This is a genomic window from Streptomyces sp. NPDC048111 (assembly GCF_043202815.1).
In the GTDB taxonomy this organism is placed as follows: Bacteria; Actinomycetota; Actinomycetes; order Streptomycetales; family Streptomycetaceae; genus Streptomyces.
Genome location: NZ_JBIDBD010000003.1, coordinates 327,811 through 345,265 on the forward strand (window position 1 = coordinate 327,811; position 17,455 = coordinate 345,265).

A 17,455-nucleotide genomic window follows, 5' to 3' on the forward strand; every position below is an offset into this window, starting at 1 on the left:
TCCCGGGGGGCCCCCCCCCCGGGGCCCCCCCCCCCCCCCCACCCCCCCCCCCCCCCCCCCCGCGCGCCCCCCCCCCCGGGGGGGGCCGGGGCGGGGGCCCCCCCCCCCCCCCCCCCCCCACGTGGTGGTGGGCGGGAAGCAGATCTTGCTTGACGACGAGCTGGGCCTGGTCCGTCGGTGAAGGGAAGTGCCGGCCCGACTGATACCCCCTGCATCGGCAGGGAAAGCGATTCCTGCTTGTCGAGACCTATTCCGGCTCACGGAGCACCCTCACAGCGGTGAGGAAGCAGGGCAGCTCCATCAACAGCTCGATGGCAGGCCGAGGCTCAACGCTTGAGTCGGCGATGCGCTTCTGCGGAGGCCAGAAGGATCGCACCGCAGGTCGTGCCCACTGCCGGTGCCGGTTGCACGACCACCACCACGACTACGACAAACGCAATGAGCACGAACAGATGTAGAGCGGCGGGAGGGAACGCTGCTAACGCGGAGTGACCTGAGCGATCAGCCATCAGACGGTCCTGTCTTATGAGAGTCCACACCCGGTCCGTGTGACTCCCGAGTGCGCTGAGGCAGTGAACGATTCCCGATCCACCACCTTGATCGCAACACTTAGACCGATTCCTGCTCACTTCTGCCGAGTCGATTGCGACGAGGAATTGTCTGTGGGTGAATCGGGGCGATCGACGTCCGGATGTCAGTGGCGGCTGTTTCACTGTCCTGCACGAGCCCGTCTCGGCGGGTGCTGACGGCGTGCGGGCGGAGAGGGGAGCCGCGGGGTGGGTGTCCGGGCGGGTTTAATCTGCGGGAGGAGCCGTGGATTCCGGTGCGGGTGGGGGGTGTGTCCTTAGGGGGCGGGCTGCGGGAGTTGTTCCATCGTGCCGGTGAGGTCGAGGATGTGGAGTTACCGGTGGCGCCTGCTGCCTCGGGGCTGCTGTGGATCCTGGCCGCGATCACGGCACGTATAGCCGGGCACGATGGTATCCGGATGGACGACGAGGATCTGGCCGCAGACGGCGACGCCTGGTTAGCCCCGAGGAATAGCGTCCTGGCCGGCGGCTTCGAATGGAGCGCGGGGGCCTCGGCCTTCGGAACACCCCCGCGTCCGCGGGGGTGTTCCGTCGGCCTCGTCCTGGGCCTTGTCCCTCGCGGCGTCCTCCCCGCTGCGGCGGGGAGGACGCGATTCAGCCCGGGGCACCGGGACTTGAGGACGGAACACCCCCGCGGCGAGGGTGGGGGCGGCGAGCCGGGCCCGGGTGTCGCCGCCCTTGCGCGGGGCGCTCACCCGGTAGTTGCGGGGGCGAGGGTGAGCAGGCCCGCTCCGTAGGGTTTGGCGCGGCCGATGCCTGCGAGCAGGGCGTGGGTGAGAGCGTCCGGGTCGGTGACGGTGGCCGTGCCGTCGTAGCGGGTGAGGTGGTGGCGCATGGGGGATGCGTCTTTGCCGCGAGGCCGGGCGGGGTCGACGGTGGTGGGGGCGAGCGTGTTCAGGTGCAGGCCGGCGGTGGCTGCGCGTTGTTGCCACCAGTGGTCGGCGTCGGCTCCGGTCAGGGCGATAATTTTGCCGCGACGGCCCTTCTGTTCCAGGGGCAGTCGTTCGGTTTTGCTGGGGTTGACGGTGATGCGGTAGCGGACTCCGAGGCCGGGCCGTAATGCGGTGAACATCGGCGTGAGGTCTTTGAGTTCGGTGGTTCCGTAGTCCGTCGGCAGGCGGCTGGGATCGATGGGGTGGGTGGCCTGGACGAGGACAGTGGTTGCGTGGTCGCTCTGGTCGAGGCGGAAGAGAAGTCCGCCCGCGTGGCGGGGGCTGTCGCCGAGGCCGTCGGGAAGAAGACGCATCAAGGTTTTGTGCATCTGGGTGGCATCGCGCAGGTCGCGCTGGACGTTGCGGCTGTGGGGGTTGAGGCGGATGCGGGCCAGGGTGGCTGCGGGTGTCACGCGACGGTCTCTTCCTGGGTGGCGTAGGTGACGAGCTGCTGGTGCAGCGGGGTGCGGTGGTCGAGCAGGCGGGCGGGGAGGTGCTCGACGGTGCGGCGGACGGTGCGCTTGCAGTGGCTACGATCGAGGGCAAAGCTGACCAGGTGGTCGTGGATAGTCATCTCCACGGCGTCGACGGGCGGGAGCTTTCAGGGGTGTTGGCATACGGGCCTATGAACCCGTCGGAGTCATCTGGCGCACAGGTTGGTGCAATCGGATGCCCTGGGTACTGCCGCTGAGAGCGCGGCGGGCCTGGTGCGAAGTTGGTAGGCACACGATGTCGGTCAGCCACGCAGTCACTGGCCGCTCCTCTCCGGGTGGGAGATGTGGGCATCGATATAGCTCTGAAGCTTCTCCAGGTAGCCGATGCCGAAGCCTTCGTAACGTGCATTCGGTAGGTACGCGGCACGCCGGTACAGCGGCCGGGGCCGGTACAGGCGCTCTGTCGGTGCGAACGAGATCGGCTCGTCGGTGACCTCGCCGCTGTGGTGGTCACCGTCACCGCTGTCTGGGGCATCGGTGCTCACGGGGAGGACTCCGAGCGGTCTGTCGCCGTAGAACTCGATCGGCTGCGGGCCGCCGCGTGGCGTTTTGGCTGCCAGTGGTATCCGGACCAGGTGCTGCAGCGGATTTTCGACGGTTCCCAGCAGTACCGGACCTTCTGGCGGGCAGGACCGGCGGCCGAGGAAGAGGGGCCAGTGCGGGTCGCGCAGGGCACCGGCGCATGAGTGAAGCAGTTCTTCATCCTCGGACGTGAGCGCGAGGGTGAAGGATGCATCGGATAGGTACTGACGCTTGGAGACGAGAGTGCCCTTGTTCTTGGGCCGGCGTTCCCCATCAACGGTGATCACCGTCTCGTCGGCGGGTAGCCCGCCGCCTACTGTGTGGTAGTCGGAGAGCACGACGCCGGGTCGGTCGACACGTACGGTCATCGACAGTTCCGCGAGGTCGTCCAGGGGGGCTTGGCGCTCTCGTCCAAGACCTGCGGCGAGCATGCCCACGATGCCGGACCGGGTGGGGAATCGTGCTGTGTCGCGGCGCAGGTATTTGCTGTGGGTGCCCCAGGACTGCAGTGGGCCTGCCAGGCGCAGCAGCAGGCCGCGGGCGGGGCTCTCGGTCACTTCGGGGCCTCGGCGAGAGCGTTGTCGATGGAGGTGTTGACGAGGTTCTCGAAGGATGCGTGGCGCTCGCCGAGGTGCTCCAGCTTGTCGAGGTGAAGGGAGGCGTGTGCCGCGTGCAGGACCCGCGCGGGGCCGAGGAGTGTGTTCGCGGCCTTGGAGTAGGCGTCGACGCTTTGCACAGAGCGGGCGACGTAGCCGCCGTGTTCGGCGGACCGTACGGGTTCTTCGAAGGCTGCGGCGAATGAGAGGGGCCGGTCGGAGCGGACGGCCACGTGGACCAGGTGCGGGAGCGTGTGCGGGGCGGTGGAGTTCTTCTTCGCCTGCGGCAGCGATTCGATGAAGGAGAGCAGGAACTGGCGGGCGAGTTCGCGGGCTGCCTCCAGGCCGATGGCGTTGTCGTCGCTCAGGTTCTTGGTGAGTTCCCTGAGGTCGATGGTGGCGAACCGGTAGAAGGTGCCGGTACTGAACTCGGCGGTGCCCATGTGACCGCTGCCGGTTTCATCGCCCCGCGTCGCGGTGAAGTCGTCGACGGCCGCGAAGTAGTCGAGTTCGATCTCGGTGCTATGCGTGGTGAAGGCATGCGCGACCTGGACGGCACCGTCGACACCGGCGTGGTCGACCTCGGCGAGCATGCGGCCGAAGAGGTTGATGACGCCGTTCCTCCGGGTCAGGACCTTGTCGATTTTTCCTTTCAGGGCGCTCTCAGGCTTGGTCTTCCCCTTCCCGGTGAAGTCCGTGGTGAGCGTGTCCTTGTGGGCTTCGGCGATGTCAGCGAGTTCTTCGACAGCGTCTTCGGGGAGGTAGACGAGTGCGTTGGTCAGGACTTTGTTCGTGAGGGGCTGTTTGTCCTTCCCCTTGGCCACCTCCCATTTGATACTGCTTCCCGCCGCGACATGCGCACCCGCACGTTCGGCAAGGGCCTCATCCCATCCACGGCCGTGGAGCACTTCGGCGACCCGCTCGCCAATGCGGCGTGTGCGCAGTGCGTTGTCGCCGAGCGTGTCCTGGAAGTGTTCGCGGATGGCCCTCTTCCAGGACTGACTGGAGATGCGGGTACGCAGGGCGTCGCCGTAGAGCATGGTTTTCACCGAGTTGGTGTCGTCCCGGTTCAGGTTCGCGTAGGGAACGGGCTGGACGACGTGGATGTCGATGAAGCGTGGCTTGCGGTCCATCAGGTCTCCTGTGATGAGGGTTCAGTCCTGGCCGGCGCGGTCGGTGATCCGGTAGAAGTCCTGCAGCCAGCGGCGGCTGATGCGCCCGGACTGGTAGGGCCAGTCGACGAGGTCTGCCAGCAGCTGGCCCCAGTCGATGGTGGCGCCGCTGGTGCGTGCCTGGTTCACCGCGGCGGGGAGGTGGAGGTGGATGCCGCGGAGGCTCTGCCGTGTCAGGAGGTTGATGCGGCTCTCTGCGGCGCTCATCCGCATGGATGCGCCCTTGGCCATAACGGCACGGCCGAGCGTGGCGCCGAACGAGGCGCCGTAGGGGATGGGCCCGGGCGCGGCGGCCCCCGTGTCGGGTTCGCCGTTTTCCTGAAGTACCTGCTGCGTGACCGCTTCCACCTCCACGGCGGTGTCTTCGTCGTCCTCCTGGTCGAACGCGAAGGCATGCCGGGGCTGGGCCGCGATCAGGGATGCCACGGTGTAATGGGCCTGCGCTGCTCGATCGTCACACCCCTCCGGCAGGAGCGGTGTCAGCAGCCGGTGCATAGCGCGGGCGCGCGGGTGGTTCAGATCGCGGCGCAGACCCGCGCGCAGCGCCCCACGAGCACCGGGGTCGGTGCGGCACAGGTGTTCGATGCGTGCGGTGAATGCGGCGTACGCAACACGGTTTCTCTGGTGCTTGCTCGCTTCAGGGCTTTGGAAGGTCATGCCTGTCCTCGGGTCGGCGGGCGGCGGTCACTACTTGCCGGCCGCCCGTTTCGTGCGCGGCTGCGCCATCGCCTTGCGCGGGTCTTTCAGGGCGGCCAGAATGATTGCTTTCGCCCTGGTGACGGCTTTCGCGCCTCGTGGGGTGCGTGTCACGGAGTCGGTCACCGTCTCGTACGCGTCGAGTGCGTGCCGCCCGAAAGCCCTGCACGTGGCGTCGAAATCGAAGCCGGAATCCTCGACACCGCCGGTGCGGTTCAGCCGCCGAAATCGTGACCAGAACTCGTCCTCCGCTGACGGCCAGTACCGTGCCATGGCCGCGTCCAGCCAGGCTCCCGGATCGTTCTTCTTGTCATCCGTATACGTCAGCCAGGCTTCCTTCGTAGCCAGCTCCAGCCGCTCCCCGAAGAGCTCGCCAAGTTCACGGAGCCGGCGAACCGGCAGCTCCGCGCTCACCACGTCCTCCTCCACTCGCGACAGAAGGACCGGGGTCGTGGAATCGACGTATTGACGGTTGGCCGCCTGGCTGGCGTCCTGTTCGAAGCCGAGCGCACGTACACGCAAGTACTGGCTGACGTCGAAGGCATGATCCATCACCTTCGGCTGGACGGGACTGGAGTCGTCCAGCTGCTTGAGCAGAAGCGCGTCGACATCACGCCACAGGGAACGGGAGGAGCGGGCAGCGCGAGGGAAGGTCTTCCCGTCCTTGTCGATGTCCCAGATCAGGTAGTCGTCTTCCGGCCGGATGCGTTCGGCGTTGTAGGCCCAGGTGATGTACGCGTCGGCGGTGTGCTCACGGTCCTGGTCGGGGACGAGGTGGAGAGCGTGCTGGGAACAGGCGGTGAGCCGTGAGCAGGGGCCCTGCGGCTCGGGCATCGGCTCGAGTGGGTTTGGGAGGTCGTCACGCTCCCAAGGACACAGGTCGCTCTGCCGGCTGACGTCGCCGTCCGGCGGTGTCAGACCTGCCAGCAGCGTCAGGAAGAGGTTGTCGCACTCCGGGTGGTACGACAGCGCAGCGCGCAGTGGTGAAGCCTTTGCGTAGTGGTGGCTCACCTGGCCGACGGCACGACTCGAGAGGCCGCCTGGAGCCCCCCAGTAATGCCAGGTCAGCAGCGACAGTGCTGTCTGCGAAAGGTTGGGGAGGACGAGATGTTCATGGCTCCAGTGCCCGAACCAGGAGTGGTTGTTGCCCGCCGCTCGGCTCATGACCAGTTTGTGGACGCCGGCGGTCCGGTTCCTGTCGCACTGGTCGAGGAGGCGCGGGTCCTGGAGCCAGGGGCGCTCGCGGTCGAACAGGTCGAATCGGTGGGTCCACTGGTCGAAGTAGCCGACGATGCCGGCCTGGCGGCCGTCGGGGAGTTCGATGCTTTGCTCCGGAAACCCTTGCTCAAGGATTTGTTCCCGCCGATCGCCCCAGCTTCCCGGACCGGACTCGTCCAGGGCGGTGATCCGTGCGGTGAGCGCGTACAGCACGCGCAGCACAGCAGAGTGAGCCGGCGCTTCCGGTATCGCCAGTGCGCGGATCTCCCGGGCCTGCAGGAACAGGCTCCTGAGGCTCACGTGAGATGGGCCTGACTTCCCATCCAGCCATGCGACCGGAATCCATGGCTGGTCGATCAGATTGGACGCGGATGCGGACACGCCCCTCCCCCCGTGGTCGTACTCCACCGCATGGTAGAAGGACGCGCCCGGACAGTGCGGGCTGTTACGTCAACCGGTCAATTTTCAGGCCGAGTTCACTCATGCAGAAACGGTGCGTCAGGCTGGTATGCACCCACTCACCGTCGTCCCGTGTCAGGTTCAGTCGCAGAACATTCTGGAGAGCGGCCATGCCGCGCCAGGCAGCGTTGGCGTCGCCCTCCACCCCCTCGACGAGCCGCCTCGGCACCGGTATCAGATACGGGACGAGCTGGCCTGGATTCGGTTTTCTGTTGGAGCCGTGTTGCTCGAGTTTCTGCTCCAGGACGCCGTCCTCCAGTAGGTACACCGTCTGCCTCTGCTTGTTGACCCAGGGGTAGAGGCAGACCACATGAACCATGTCCTCGCCGAGCACCGCGGAGAGCAGTCCGGGCTCCAGGCCCGGGTGGTCGCGGCTCAGCAGGCCGAGGTCACCGTCGAGTTCTCGTGGTCCAGGCACCGCCAGCCAACCCGCAGTGCCGCCGGCTCTGCGTTCCCGGACCGTGCGCTGGTTGTCGAGCTGCTGGAGCTCGCCCGCCCCGGCCTCCCGCAACCTGTCGACGAGGTCGTCGGCATACACCTCATCCAGCAGCGGGGGCAGTTCCTCAGGAAGCACAATGGTCCTGCCTGATCCCAGGAGCAGGTCGGTGCGCCGTATCAGCGAGGCGTCGCCTGTGGAGATCCTGTCCGCCCGGAGCACCACCAGCCTCGGCCGGTCACTCATGCTCTGCGCCGCGCGGGCCACCAAGTCCGCGAGTGGTGCCGGTCCGGAGATGACGAGGTCGAAGTGCAGTCCCCGGACGTGTTGCAGCATCGGTGTCGTCACCAGCACCGAGGTCGCGGCGACTCCACCATCGGGGGCAGAGGCATTCCGGCAGGCCGCGAGCCGCTGCCACCTGTCCTTGTTGCGCATCTGTTCATGGACCAGGGTCACTGCAAGGCTGGGCTGATCCTGTGTGAGCTGGTGGAACGTGCGGATCGCTTCCGTCGGTGTCGCCCGGTAGACGACGGCCCGCCTGTTGCCTGCAGAGACCATCGGCGCAAGAGCCGCGTGGATCTCCCCGTACGGCGAACCGTCGACGACTCGGATGCCGAGCGTGCGGGCGGGTGTGGTGCGGGCAGGCTGCTGAGGCAGGTGCCCGTCTCCCGATCGGGCGTCCACGAATGACCATCCCGGCGACCGCCGAGGCTGGGTCACCGGCTCTTGGCCGCCGCCTGCGCCTCGGCGGTAGGCGGCCAGCATCGCATCCACGGACTTGTCCGCGGCCGTCGCTGCCAGGACAACAGGAATCCGCAACGCGGCAGCCCACTCCAGGAACCGGAGCATCAGCTTCTGCCCCCAGGCGCCACGGGCATGGGCCTCATCCACGACGACGACCTTGCCGGACAGAGCAAAGAGCCGCATGACGTTGAACTTCACCGGCAGGACAGCCTGCAACAGCTCGTCCACCGTCCCCGTGCCGAGCGCCGCCAACAGCGCACGGTGATGGGAATTGAGCCAGCTGTTCGCTGCCGGGGCCCACTCCTCACCAGGCTCCGCGCTCACTCCCCCCGTCGCGTTCGCGCGCGCCCACTGCTCCGCGGCTTCTGCCGGCTTCAGCCGGGAAGAGCTGTGGAGCAGCAACGGCCGCCAAGGCCCGGTCAGCGCCTGCCCGGCGAACGCGTGGACGTGCGCCATGTGGCTGTCGGCCGCTGAACCGGTTGGCAGTGCGTAGAAGAGGCCCCGCGCGTTCGCCGCATGCCCAAGAACCGCCGCTGCCCGAAGGATCGCCTCGGTTCGGTCGGCTGACGGCGGAGCAGTCACGACCACCAGGCCCGGCCCGTGGTGGGCTACCAGGTCAGGCACCTGTCGCGCCATGCTCTCCCCAAGGCCAGTCTCCCCCAAGCCCTGGGCAGGCTCCGGCGGCCGGGCGAAACCCGTCCCCAGCAGGTCCGCCCGCTGCACCAAAGTGCGAGCCGCCGTGCGTGCGATCTGCCAGTAGGCATCCAGGTCTTCGGGAGTTCCAGCCCATCCCTCATCCGGGAGCCGGAGCACGATCTCCTCTTCGATACTGGCCAGCCAGTCCGACAAGGTCACCAAGCCCGTCAGAACAACGGCCGCCTCCGGCGTCAATCGCCCCTGCGGAACGGAGGCCGCCCCGACCACTCTGCGCACCTCCGCGAAGTGGATCCGGCGCTGCTCCTCCCAACTGCCGGCGCCCATACCGGGGTGGCGCGCAAGAGGACACCTTAAGTCCTTGTCGTAGAGCACCGGGTGGAAACGCCCACCGTGCCCACCCAGGAGCTGGGCCACCGCGTGGCTGAGCCGGGACTGCGGACGCCGACTCGATGCCGGATAGCCACTCTCCCTGAACGCCCCCGCCAGCCACCAGTGCGCCGCCGCTTCGTGCGACTGCCCGTCCTTGGAGGCAGCAGCACCGAACCCGTACCCCGACTCACCGCCCAGCTCCACAGCACGCAGCTTCTTGTCTGCATATTTCGGTCCGCTCGGGTGCAGTTGGAAGGGCACACTGATCTTCCCGATATCATGCAGCCCCGCCCAGAACGCCGCGAGCTCACGCGCCCGCCCTGGCGAAACCTGCAACGCCTCCACCACCATGCGCCGCTGATGCGCGGTCAGCAGTTCATCCCAGACCAGCTCAGCGACGGCCGCCGTATCCAGCAGGTGACAGATCAATGGATGCGCGCGATCCGCACCACGAGCGTCCTCCCTCAGTCCAGCATGCTTGCCCCAGAGCCGGGCATCCAGGGTCATAGCCCTCCCTATAGAAAGCTCCTCAGCAGAACGCAACAGAGCGGGCCTCACACGCAACGTCTCTGCGCCTTGCCACACCTCTCGCGGATCATGGGAGGAACTTCAGCCAACCGCAGAGCCACGAACTGGCTCTGCCCTTACACTACTTACCGCTGCACGTCTCCCTGGGAGGTGCAAGGAACCTTATTGACTATCCAGCCGGCAACACACCGAGATGAGCCCACGACCCTCTCGAGGGACGCGGCGCAAACCCTCGACTGTGGTATCCGCGATGGAGAAGCAATGTCCAGGTTCCAGCAAAAGTTCGTCCAGCGGCGCGAGGTCCTCCTCGAGGTCTCCCGCGTCGTGGTCAGCGCGGTACTCCGTGTACTGATCAACGAACTCGTCAGCTGGCTCTTCTGAGCCAACGGTGACGGACCCCAGGGGTCCGTCACCTCCTTGCATACCAACGTTGCTCCGCAGGCTGGCCCGGTCTCCACACAGCGATAGCCCAAACGACGCCTGGATACTGAGGCCCTAATTTCTCCGTCGTCAAGCCAGGCCCACGCGAGCAGGCATCAGCAGCTTTTCAACGACAAGTGGCGGGGCTCATGCCCTCCGCGTCCGTTCCTTGAAACGTGAAAAGCGACATCAGTGAGGAACTTGGCGGCATCCGCCCTGCCGACGCGGGGGTGTTCCGAGGTCCATGAACACATGCGCGTGCCAACCCCTCCGTTCTCTCTCCCCCCGACGCGGGGGTGTTCCGTACGTCTACTGGCCGCTGCTCGACCCCGTAGAGATCGCCCTGCCGATGGAGGGGGTGTCCCGCCGCCGGGTCCGCCCGCCAGGGCGGTGGTCTTCCACGGTGCAACTGCCGCGTGAGGATGACCGCAAGCTTCCCCCGCGTCCTCCAGTAGAGGCTTAGACGGTTCGACCTGGTGCGTGCGACGCGTACCTAGGAAGCGAGGACACGCGAGGGAATATCAACCCCGGCGCGCTGCGATGAAGCTCGTCATCTCCTTGCAGGCGGGCGGGACACCCTTCCCGGGAAGAGATCTGAGGATTTGGCCAGCACCCTCCTTCGCCTCCCGAGCCGGATCACTGAGACTCGCCGACATCCCGACGATGCCCCAGGACGAGGCCGTAGACCTCCCTTGCCACATATCGTTTCAGGCAGCGGATGATCTCGCGCCGGGTCTTCCCTTGTGCCACACGCCGCTCGTAATACACCTGGGTACGCGGGTCCCAGCGCAACCGTGTCAGCACGATGCGGTACAGGGCGGCATTGGCCTGCCGGTTTCCACCGCGGTTGAGCCGCCGATGGCATCTGCCGCCGGAAGAATATTCAACCGGGCTTGCCCCGCACAACGCAGCGAACGACGCTTCACCACGCAGGCGTTCCGCATTATCTCCCATGGTGATCAACAAAACGGCGGCGCTCCGTGGCCCGATCCCCGTGGCAGCGAACAACGCGGGGTAATGCGACTCGATCACCTCGGTCAGACGCCGCTCCAGTTCCCGGGCCTGCATGGTGAGGTGCTCGATACGCTCAGCCAGTGAACGTAACGTGAACCTCGTAGCCCGCACCACAGGGTCGTCGTCCGCGTCATCTTCGCCCAGGTCTGCACAAGCCCGAATCAGTGCTCGACGCTGCAACTTCGCCAGCCTTTCCCGTAAAGCCGGCTCGGTCGTTACCAGGATCGCCTTGAGCTGATTGATGGCCTGAGTACGGGCCTTGACGGCAGAGTCCCTGGCCGCGTTGTACATACGGGCCACCTCCACCGGACCATTCCCTGCCTTTACGCGAGAGCAGGCGCGGCCACTTAGCACAGCACGGGCAGCGGCCTGTGCGTCACCCTGATCAGATTTACTAGTTCGACGGCGAGCCGAACGGCCCGGCCCAGGGGCCTCGAACACGTCAATCCCTCGCGACCGTAAAAGGCGGGACAGGGCCGCCCCGTAATTTCCGGATCCCTCCACCCCGGCACGCCGCACAACACCTAACCGGGCAGCCCACTCGATGAGTTGGTCATATCCGACCGCAGTGGCCGGGAAGCTCGCCACGGCAAGCGTCTTCCCCATCGCCGAGACCACAGCGGCTACATGAGTGTCCCGGTGCGTGTCGACACCGAGAACCACCTCCTCAGCACCCTCGGGAAAATGGAGGGGAACAGTGCTGACCACGATCGCTCATTCACCGCCTTCAGTAGTTTCAAGCCAGCGTCGCCACTGGCCCGGAGGAGCGGTCATCAGTGAGACGGTGCACATTCCTCATGCAAGGCAGTCCTCTGGACACACTCCCCCGAGACAGGTCCTGCGCGCACTGCCGTGCACCAGTGATCGACGTAGGATCGTTAGGGCACTTCGGCCAGAAATTACAAGAGCCAGTTACCAGTTGACGGCAGTACCTTGACCATTCTTCCCAGCTGTCCAACGCCAGAACACCACTACCTCTGCACGAATGCTTCCCGGCGAAGCACACCCCGTCCCGCGCAACCCAAAAGCCGTACCGGCTCGCAACCGTGCGCGCCCGCGCAGACGCCCGACCGGCATGCGCCCTCAACTCCGCTCGCCCTGTAGTCCCCACGGGCCGTCCGCCCGAACGAAGAGGCCCCCGCCGACACCCGCCGACGGGGGCCCCATCTATCACCAAGTCTCACAAGCGACTCACGGACACCGTCGACACCCCTGGATGACAAGGTGCTGACCTGCGTAAACAGCCTCAGCCTGGACCACCTGGACGCCAGCAGACGGTTTGGCCTACCTATGCCATGTAGTGCCCAGTGAGGGACCCATGACCAGGACAGGGGCGTCTTCTGGCCCGTCAACGCGGTATTGCAGGGTATTCATCGGTGTCTCACTCACCCGCCCGACCCTCTCATCAGTCACGACAGCCCGTATGAGCGGGGTCCTTGCGCCAGGCGCGTCGGGTCTTGCCCTCTTTGATCCGGCGCCCGTAGTAGTCCTGGGTGCGCGGGTCGACCCGCAGGGGGGTGAACACGGTAGGGGTCATGTCGAGCCCGGCAGACGCCTCGACCCTGGCGCACGGCCTCGGCCCCGCACGGGCGCCCCGCGGCGGTACGTCGTCAGCTCTTGGGGGTGTCGTCGCCCGTCTGCCCGGCACCGGCCGCGTCGGCCTTCTCGCGCATCTTCCGCACCAGCTCCGCCTTCTGGTCGGCTGCACCCTGGCGGTCGAGGTTACGGTGCGGACCGTTGTTCTGCCGTTCGGTGCGGGACAGCTTCTTGCGCTGGCCGCCGCCCTGGCCCACGGGGTTGTTGATGTTCTTGCTCACGGTCACAGGTTCTCCCGGTCATGATGTGAAGTGATCTACGGATTCGTTGGTGGGGGACGGGCGGCGACGTCGAAGGAGGTCAGCAGGGGCCCGTCACGCGCTCACTCGTGAATCGGTGTCTGGAAGAACATGACCAAGACGTTACCCGCTTCCGTCGGCCCCGCACACCGAGGTCTTGGCCCTCCTGCTCCGCAACGCCGGCCAAGTGGTGCTCAGACCCTGACCACCCGCAGGACGCCAGATCCTCGTGCACCAGATCGCGCGCGTACAGCTTCAACTCGACGCTGATCATCTCCACCGCCTCCGGCCGGCCAGCATCCAGGCCAGTCACGCGGGACGCAACGCCGTTTCCGTACCGGGCCTCACGGCACCGGCCTCAGGCCAGTCCCCCCGTCGCCCGCAGGTTCTGGCCCGTGATCCACCTGCCGTCCGGGCTCGCGAGGAACGCGACGACGGCGGCCACGTCGGACGGCTCTCCGAGGTGGCCCAGTGGTGTCGCGCCGGCGACCGCCTCCAGCGCTTCGGGGGGATTGGCGCCGCGGAGCATGTCCGTGTCGGTCGCTCCCGGAGAGACGGTGTTGACCGTGATGCCCCGTGGTCCGAGCTCCCGGGCGGCGACCGCCGTCAGTTGCTCGATCGCGCCCTTGCTCGCGGCGTAAGGACCGATGCCCGGCACCGGACGCACGGTGTTCACCGTGGAGATGTTCACGATCCGCCCGCCGTCCCGCATCTGCCTGGCCGCGTAGCGCATCGTCAGGAAGACCGAGCGCGTGTTGACCGCCATCACGCTGTCGAACACCTCCAACTCGGTCTCGGCGAGCGGAGCCGGGCGGACGACCGTCGCCGCGTTGTTGACCAGGATGTCCAGGCCGCCGAGGTGGGTCAGCGCGGCTTCCATCAGCCGCTCCGGGGCGTCCGGCTCCCTCAGGTCACACCGCACTGCCCGGGCGTTGCCGCCGTTCTCCCGGACGACGCGGACGACGTCGGCCGCGGCCTCCTCACGGGCGGCGTAGGTGAAGACCACGTCGGCCCCGTCACGGGACAGGCGCTCAACGATCGCCCGGCCGATCCCCCGGGACCCGCCCGTGACCACGGCCGTCATGCCTGTGAGCACTGCTCCTCCACTCTGGCGCAAGAACGATGCGGGACCCCCGACCGTACGGACATCACCGCCCGCGCTCAATGGTCCTGGTCGGCATGATCCGCCGGACCGGCCTCTGCGGATCGGGTTTCGGTGACCCCCGGCCCCCGCACCCCCGCCCGGAAAGCGGGCGCGGCGCCCTGGAATACGGACGAGTACGGGCGTGCCCCTGGCTCTGCGAGGAGTGTGGGGGATACTTCCCCGGGGGGTTCGGAGCGCGATACCGGTGCGCCGGATTGGGGGTGGTTGAGGAGCGAGGGGGCTCTGGGTCCATGAGCGAGGACATTCGATTCACGGTATTGGGTGCCGTCCGGGTGGTGCGCGGCGAGGCCGATTTCGCGACGGGGGCGCCCCAGCAGCAGGCCCTGCTCGCGGCGCTGCTCCTGCGGTCGGGGCGGGCCGCGGCCGCCCATGAGCTGATCGGGGCGATCTGGGGGGAGGCCGCACCGGACTCGGCGCTGGCGAGCCTGCGCACCTACGCGTGGCGGCTGCGGCGGATCGTCGAGGAGGACCGCTCGGCGCCCAAGCGCCTGGTCTCCCTGCGGGACGGCTACCACCTGCTCGTCGACCCCGCCTCGGTGGACGCGGTGCGCGCCGAGGAGCTGGCGGCCGGGGCCGTACGGGCCAGGGACGCGGGTGACGAGGACATGTGCGGCCGGCTGCTGACCGAGGCTCTCGACCTGTGGCAGGGCGAGCCGCTGGCGGGCGTGCCCGGGCCGTTCGCCGAGCAGCAGCGGTCCCGGCTGGTGGCCTTGAGGCTGACCCTCCTGGAGGAGCGCTTCGACCACCATCTGCGCGAAGGCCGCCACGAGTTGCTCATACCGGAGCTCATCGCCTTCACCCACGAGTACCCCATGCAGGAGCGGCCCTACGGATTCCTGATGCGCGCGCTGTACGCGACCGGGCGGCAGGCCGAGGCGCTGGCCGCGTTCGGCCGGGCCCGGCACTGGCTGGCCGAGGAGCTGGGCATCGACCCGGGCCCGGAGCTGTGCGCGCTGCACGAGCGGATCCTCACCAACGACCCCTCGCTGCTCGCGGCCCCCCGCGAGCGCCGCTCCGTCGCGGTCGAGGTCCCGGCGGCCGAGCCCGCGCAGCGTCCGCCGACCGACCGGCCCGCCCAACTCCCGCCCGCCACCGCCGACTTCACCGGCCGCGCGGCGGACCTGGAGTCGCTGTGCGCGGCGCTGGGCAATCCCGACCGGGTGTCGCTCCCGGTGGTCTCCATCTCCGGCATGGGCGGCATCGGCAAGAGCACCCTGGCCGTGATGGGCGCGCACCTCGCCAAGCGGCACTTCCCGGACGGACAGCTGTACGTGGACCTGCGCGGCAACAGCCTGGAGCCGGCGGACCCGGGCACCGTGCTCGGCAGCTTCCTGACCGCGCTCGGCATCCCGGGACAGTCGGTGCCGACCTCGCCGGAGGACCGCGCCCAGCTCCTTCGCACCACCCTCGACGGGCGCCGGGTCCTGCTGATGCTGGACAACGCGCGCGATCCGGCGCAGATCAGACCGCTGCTGCCGGGCTCGGCCGAGTGCGGGGTCATCGTCACCAGCAGAGCCAGACTCACCGGTCTGCCGGCCACCTTCCAGACCGACCTCGACGTGTTCGACACGGACGAGGCGCTGGGACTGCTGCGGGAGGTCGTCGGGGCCCCGCGCGTCGAGGCGGAGCCGCGGGCCGCTCAGGAGCTGGTGACGCTCTGCGGCCATCTCCCGCTCGCCGTACGGATCATGGCCGCGCGGCTCGCCGCCCGGCCGCGGTGGACCATCGCGTCGATGACCGACCGGCTCACCGACGAGCGGCTGCGGATCAGCGAACTGCGGGCCGGCGACCTCGCCGTCGCGGCGGCCTTCGAACTCGGTTACCACCAGCTGACCGGCGAACAGGCCCGCTCCTTCCGGCTGTTGGCTCCGGTCACGCGGGCCGGCATCGGTCTGGAGACCGCCGCGGCGGCCCTCGGTCTGGCCCCTCTGGACGCCGAGGACCTGCTGGAGTCGCTGGTCGACGCGGCCATGCTGGAGGCTCCGCTGCCCAGCCGCTACCGCTATCACGACCTGGTCCGCTCGTTCGCGCTGCAGCTCACCACCGCGCAGCCGGACGCGTCCGGCGCCGGCCCGGACGGGATGGAGGAGGACGCGGTCCTGCGCCGGCTGCTCGACCACCTGCTGGCCGGCGCCTGCGCCGCGTTCCAGACCATGGTGCCCGGCGACCCGGTGGGCGCGCTGCTCGGTCACGGCGTCCGGCCGCGCCCCGCCTTCTCGGGCCTCGCCGACGCGCGCGCCTGGGTGGTGTCGGAGTTCGACTGCGCGGCCAGCGCCATCGCGCTGGCCGCCCGCAGTACGCCGGGCAGGGATCCGCGGGTCCTGCGCACCGCCGCCGATCTGCTGGTCTGCCTCACTCCGTTCGCGCGGGAGGTCTCGTACACCCAACTCGCCGCCGCCGCACGGATGGTGGCCGAGACCGCGGCGCTCCAGGGGGACGACCAGGCCGAGGGGCGGGCCCGGTTCGTATGCGGCAACGCCGCCCTGCACTCCACGCAGCTGGCCGAGGCCGAGCTGCACGCGCGCTTGGCGACGGATGCCTGCCGGCGGTCGGGCGACAAGGTCATCCTGCGGCAGCTGCTCAACGACCGCGGTCTGATCGCGCAGTTCCAGCAGCGCTACAGCGACGCGGTGGAGTGCTACGACCGGGCGATCGAACTCGCCCGGGAGCTGGGGCACCGTTCCGGTGAGCTGGTGACCACCCTCAACGCGGCCCACGCGCGCCTGCGCAGCGGTCTGCCGGAGGAGGCCGCGGCCTCCTGCGAACGGGTGCTGGCCGAACTGCACGCCCTGGAGGACCCGCACGGCATCTCGTACGCCTGGTACGTGCACGGCATGGCCCTGCACGAGGCGGGCCGGCACGCCGAGGCGGTCACCAGCTTCACCCGGTGCCTGGACATGTGCGGATCGGCCCGGATCCGCGGGCGGGAGGCGCAGGCGCGGTTCCGTCTCGCCGAGACGCTGCGGGTGCTCGGCTCGCCGGACGCGGCCCTGGCCGAGGCCGAGCGCGCGCTGGCCCTGTGCGAGGAGCTGGGCCTCGAACGTGAGCGGGGGCACTCGCTCCTGGTGATCGGCCGGGTCCTCGCCGACCTCGGGGACGCCGACGCGGGGCTGGCCCAACTGCACGTGGCGCAGAGCGTGTTCACCCGGCTCGGGCTGCCCGAGGCGGAGGAGGCGAACCGCATCGCCGGACAGCTGGCGGCCCCGGCCAAGGCCTGACCGGCCGCGTCCCCGAACCGGCCGCGTCCCCGACACACGAGAGCGGCCCGGCGGATGTTCCGCCGGGCCGCTCTCGCACGGCAGCGCCGCTCAGCCGCCCGTGCTGTTCCACTCCTCGGGGCCCGCGGTCCGGCCCCCGCCGGCCTGGCCGCCGTCGGCCTGGACGGTGACGGCACGGTGGTGGTCGACCGCCACGGCCGAGTAGGACGCGGTGCCCAGCAGGACGCCTGCGCAGACCGTGGTGATCAGCACGGCGGCCTTGCGGGAGATCGAGGTCTTGGGGGAACGCTGCATCATGGGTCGCTGTCCGCTCTGCCGTGGCGTGTTCGTGGGTGATCGAGGTCCTGGGCCGGTCTGCCCCGTTCGCTCGATGACGAGTCTGATCGCTGCCGA

13 protein-coding genes are annotated in these 17,455 nt (G+C 68.5%); 2 read left to right on the plus strand and 11 right to left on the minus strand.

The genetic code is table 11. The features are described from left to right. Nucleotides 1–691 precede the first annotated feature (691 nt). A complete protein-coding gene (locus ACGF3I_RS09340) occupies nt 692–1,324 on the plus strand; it encodes a type I-E CRISPR-associated protein Cse1/CasA (RefSeq protein WP_393130015.1) in 633 nt (210 codons plus the stop codon). Here ACGF3I_RS09340 and cas6e read toward each other — a convergent pair. From cas6e to ACGF3I_RS09390, 10 genes are all read right to left on the minus strand, one after another. Continuing rightward, complete coding sequence (gene cas6e / locus ACGF3I_RS09345; RefSeq protein WP_393130016.1) at nt 1,279–1,932, minus strand: type I-E CRISPR-associated protein Cas6/Cse3/CasE; 654 nt, start codon at nt 1,930–1,932, stop codon at nt 1,279–1,281. The two genes, ACGF3I_RS09340 and cas6e, sit on opposite strands and share 46 nt — an antisense overlap. Next, entirely contained in the window at nt 1,929–2,093 is a 165-nt protein-coding gene (locus ACGF3I_RS09350; RefSeq protein WP_393130017.1) for a hypothetical protein, read from the minus strand. Before ACGF3I_RS09350 ends, cas6e begins: the two co-directional genes overlap by 4 nt. Before the next feature lie 174 nt (nt 2,094–2,267). Further along, nucleotides 2,268–3,092: a type I-E CRISPR-associated protein Cas5/CasD gene (gene cas5e / locus ACGF3I_RS09355; RefSeq protein WP_393130018.1), complete on the minus strand. Its 825-nt coding sequence runs from the start codon at nt 3,090–3,092 to the stop codon at nt 2,268–2,270. Then, on the minus strand, nt 3,089–4,264 hold the full coding sequence (cas7e, locus tag ACGF3I_RS09360; protein WP_393130019.1) for a type I-E CRISPR-associated protein Cas7/Cse4/CasC: 1,176 nt from the start codon (nt 4,262–4,264) through the stop codon (nt 3,089–3,091). Before cas7e ends, cas5e begins: the two co-directional genes overlap by 4 nt. Before the next feature lie 21 nt (nt 4,265–4,285). Then, nucleotides 4,286–4,960 carry a type I-E CRISPR-associated protein Cse2/CasB gene (gene casB, locus ACGF3I_RS09365; RefSeq protein ID WP_393130020.1) on the minus strand — a complete coding sequence of 225 codons (675 nt, stop codon included), beginning with the start codon at nt 4,958–4,960 and terminating at the stop codon, nt 4,286–4,288. A gap of 30 nt (nt 4,961–4,990) precedes the next feature. Continuing rightward, nucleotides 4,991–6,598, minus strand: a complete 1,608-nt coding sequence (gene casA, locus ACGF3I_RS09370; protein WP_393130021.1) for a type I-E CRISPR-associated protein Cse1/CasA — start codon at nt 6,596–6,598, stop codon at nt 4,991–4,993. Between the two features lie 64 nt (nt 6,599–6,662). Next, nucleotides 6,663–9,389, minus strand: coding sequence for a CRISPR-associated endonuclease Cas3'' (locus ACGF3I_RS09375; protein WP_393130022.1), 2,727 nt, complete (start codon nt 9,387–9,389; stop codon nt 6,663–6,665). Nucleotides 9,390–10,466: 1,077 nt separating this feature from the next. Then, nucleotides 10,467–11,552 carry an IS110 family transposase gene (locus ACGF3I_RS09380; protein ID WP_393130023.1) on the minus strand — a complete coding sequence of 362 codons (1,086 nt, stop codon included), beginning with the start codon at nt 11,550–11,552 and terminating at the stop codon, nt 10,467–10,469. A 902-nt stretch (nt 11,553–12,454) separates the two neighbouring features. Further along, nucleotides 12,455–12,667, minus strand: a complete 213-nt coding sequence (locus ACGF3I_RS09385; RefSeq protein WP_393130024.1) for a DUF6243 family protein — start codon at nt 12,665–12,667, stop codon at nt 12,455–12,457. Between the two features lie 370 nt (nt 12,668–13,037). Beyond that, the gene (locus ACGF3I_RS09390) at nt 13,038–13,763 is read right to left on the minus strand and encodes an SDR family NAD(P)-dependent oxidoreductase (RefSeq protein WP_393130025.1); all 726 of its coding nucleotides are present in this window, start codon (nt 13,761–13,763) and stop codon (nt 13,038–13,040) included. 311 nt (nt 13,764–14,074) lie between these two features. Here ACGF3I_RS09390 and ACGF3I_RS09395 point away from each other — a divergent pair, with 311 nt between their 5' ends. Continuing rightward, nucleotides 14,075–17,062: a BTAD domain-containing putative transcriptional regulator gene (locus tag ACGF3I_RS09395; protein WP_393130026.1), complete on the plus strand. Its 2,988-nt coding sequence runs from the start codon at nt 14,075–14,077 to the stop codon at nt 17,060–17,062. 90 nt (nt 17,063–17,152) lie between these two features. Here the strand turns inward: ACGF3I_RS09395 and ACGF3I_RS09400 are convergent, their stop codons facing one another. Further along, on the minus strand, nt 17,153–17,359 hold the full coding sequence (locus tag ACGF3I_RS09400) for a hypothetical protein (protein ID WP_393130027.1): 207 nt from the start codon (nt 17,357–17,359) through the stop codon (nt 17,153–17,155). Nucleotides 17,360–17,455 lie beyond the last annotated feature (96 nt).

What these genes read in the sequence shown, in the direction of transcription:
- ACGF3I_RS09340 (WP_393130015.1), top strand. Translation starts at nt 692, where the DNA reads ATGTCAGTGGCGGCTGTTTCACTGTCCTGCACGAGCCCGTCTCGGCGG.
- ACGF3I_RS09350 (WP_393130017.1), bottom strand. Translation starts at nt 2,093, where the DNA reads ATGACTATCCACGACCACCTGGTCAGCTTTGCCCTCGATCGTAGCCAC.
- cas7e (WP_393130019.1), bottom strand. Translation starts at nt 4,264, where the DNA reads ATGGACCGCAAGCCACGCTTCATCGACATCCACGTCGTCCAGCCCGTT.
- casB (WP_393130020.1), bottom strand. Translation starts at nt 4,960, where the DNA reads ATGACCTTCCAAAGCCCTGAAGCGAGCAAGCACCAGAGAAACCGTGTT.
- ACGF3I_RS09375 (WP_393130022.1), bottom strand. Translation starts at nt 9,389, where the DNA reads ATGACCCTGGATGCCCGGCTCTGGGGCAAGCATGCTGGACTGAGGGAG.
- ACGF3I_RS09390 (WP_393130025.1), bottom strand. Translation starts at nt 13,763, where the DNA reads ATGACGGCCGTGGTCACGGGCGGGTCCCGGGGGATCGGCCGGGCGATC.
- ACGF3I_RS09395 (WP_393130026.1), top strand. Translation starts at nt 14,075, where the DNA reads ATGAGCGAGGACATTCGATTCACGGTATTGGGTGCCGTCCGGGTGGTG.
- ACGF3I_RS09400 (WP_393130027.1), bottom strand. Translation starts at nt 17,359, where the DNA reads ATGATGCAGCGTTCCCCCAAGACCTCGATCTCCCGCAAGGCCGCCGTG.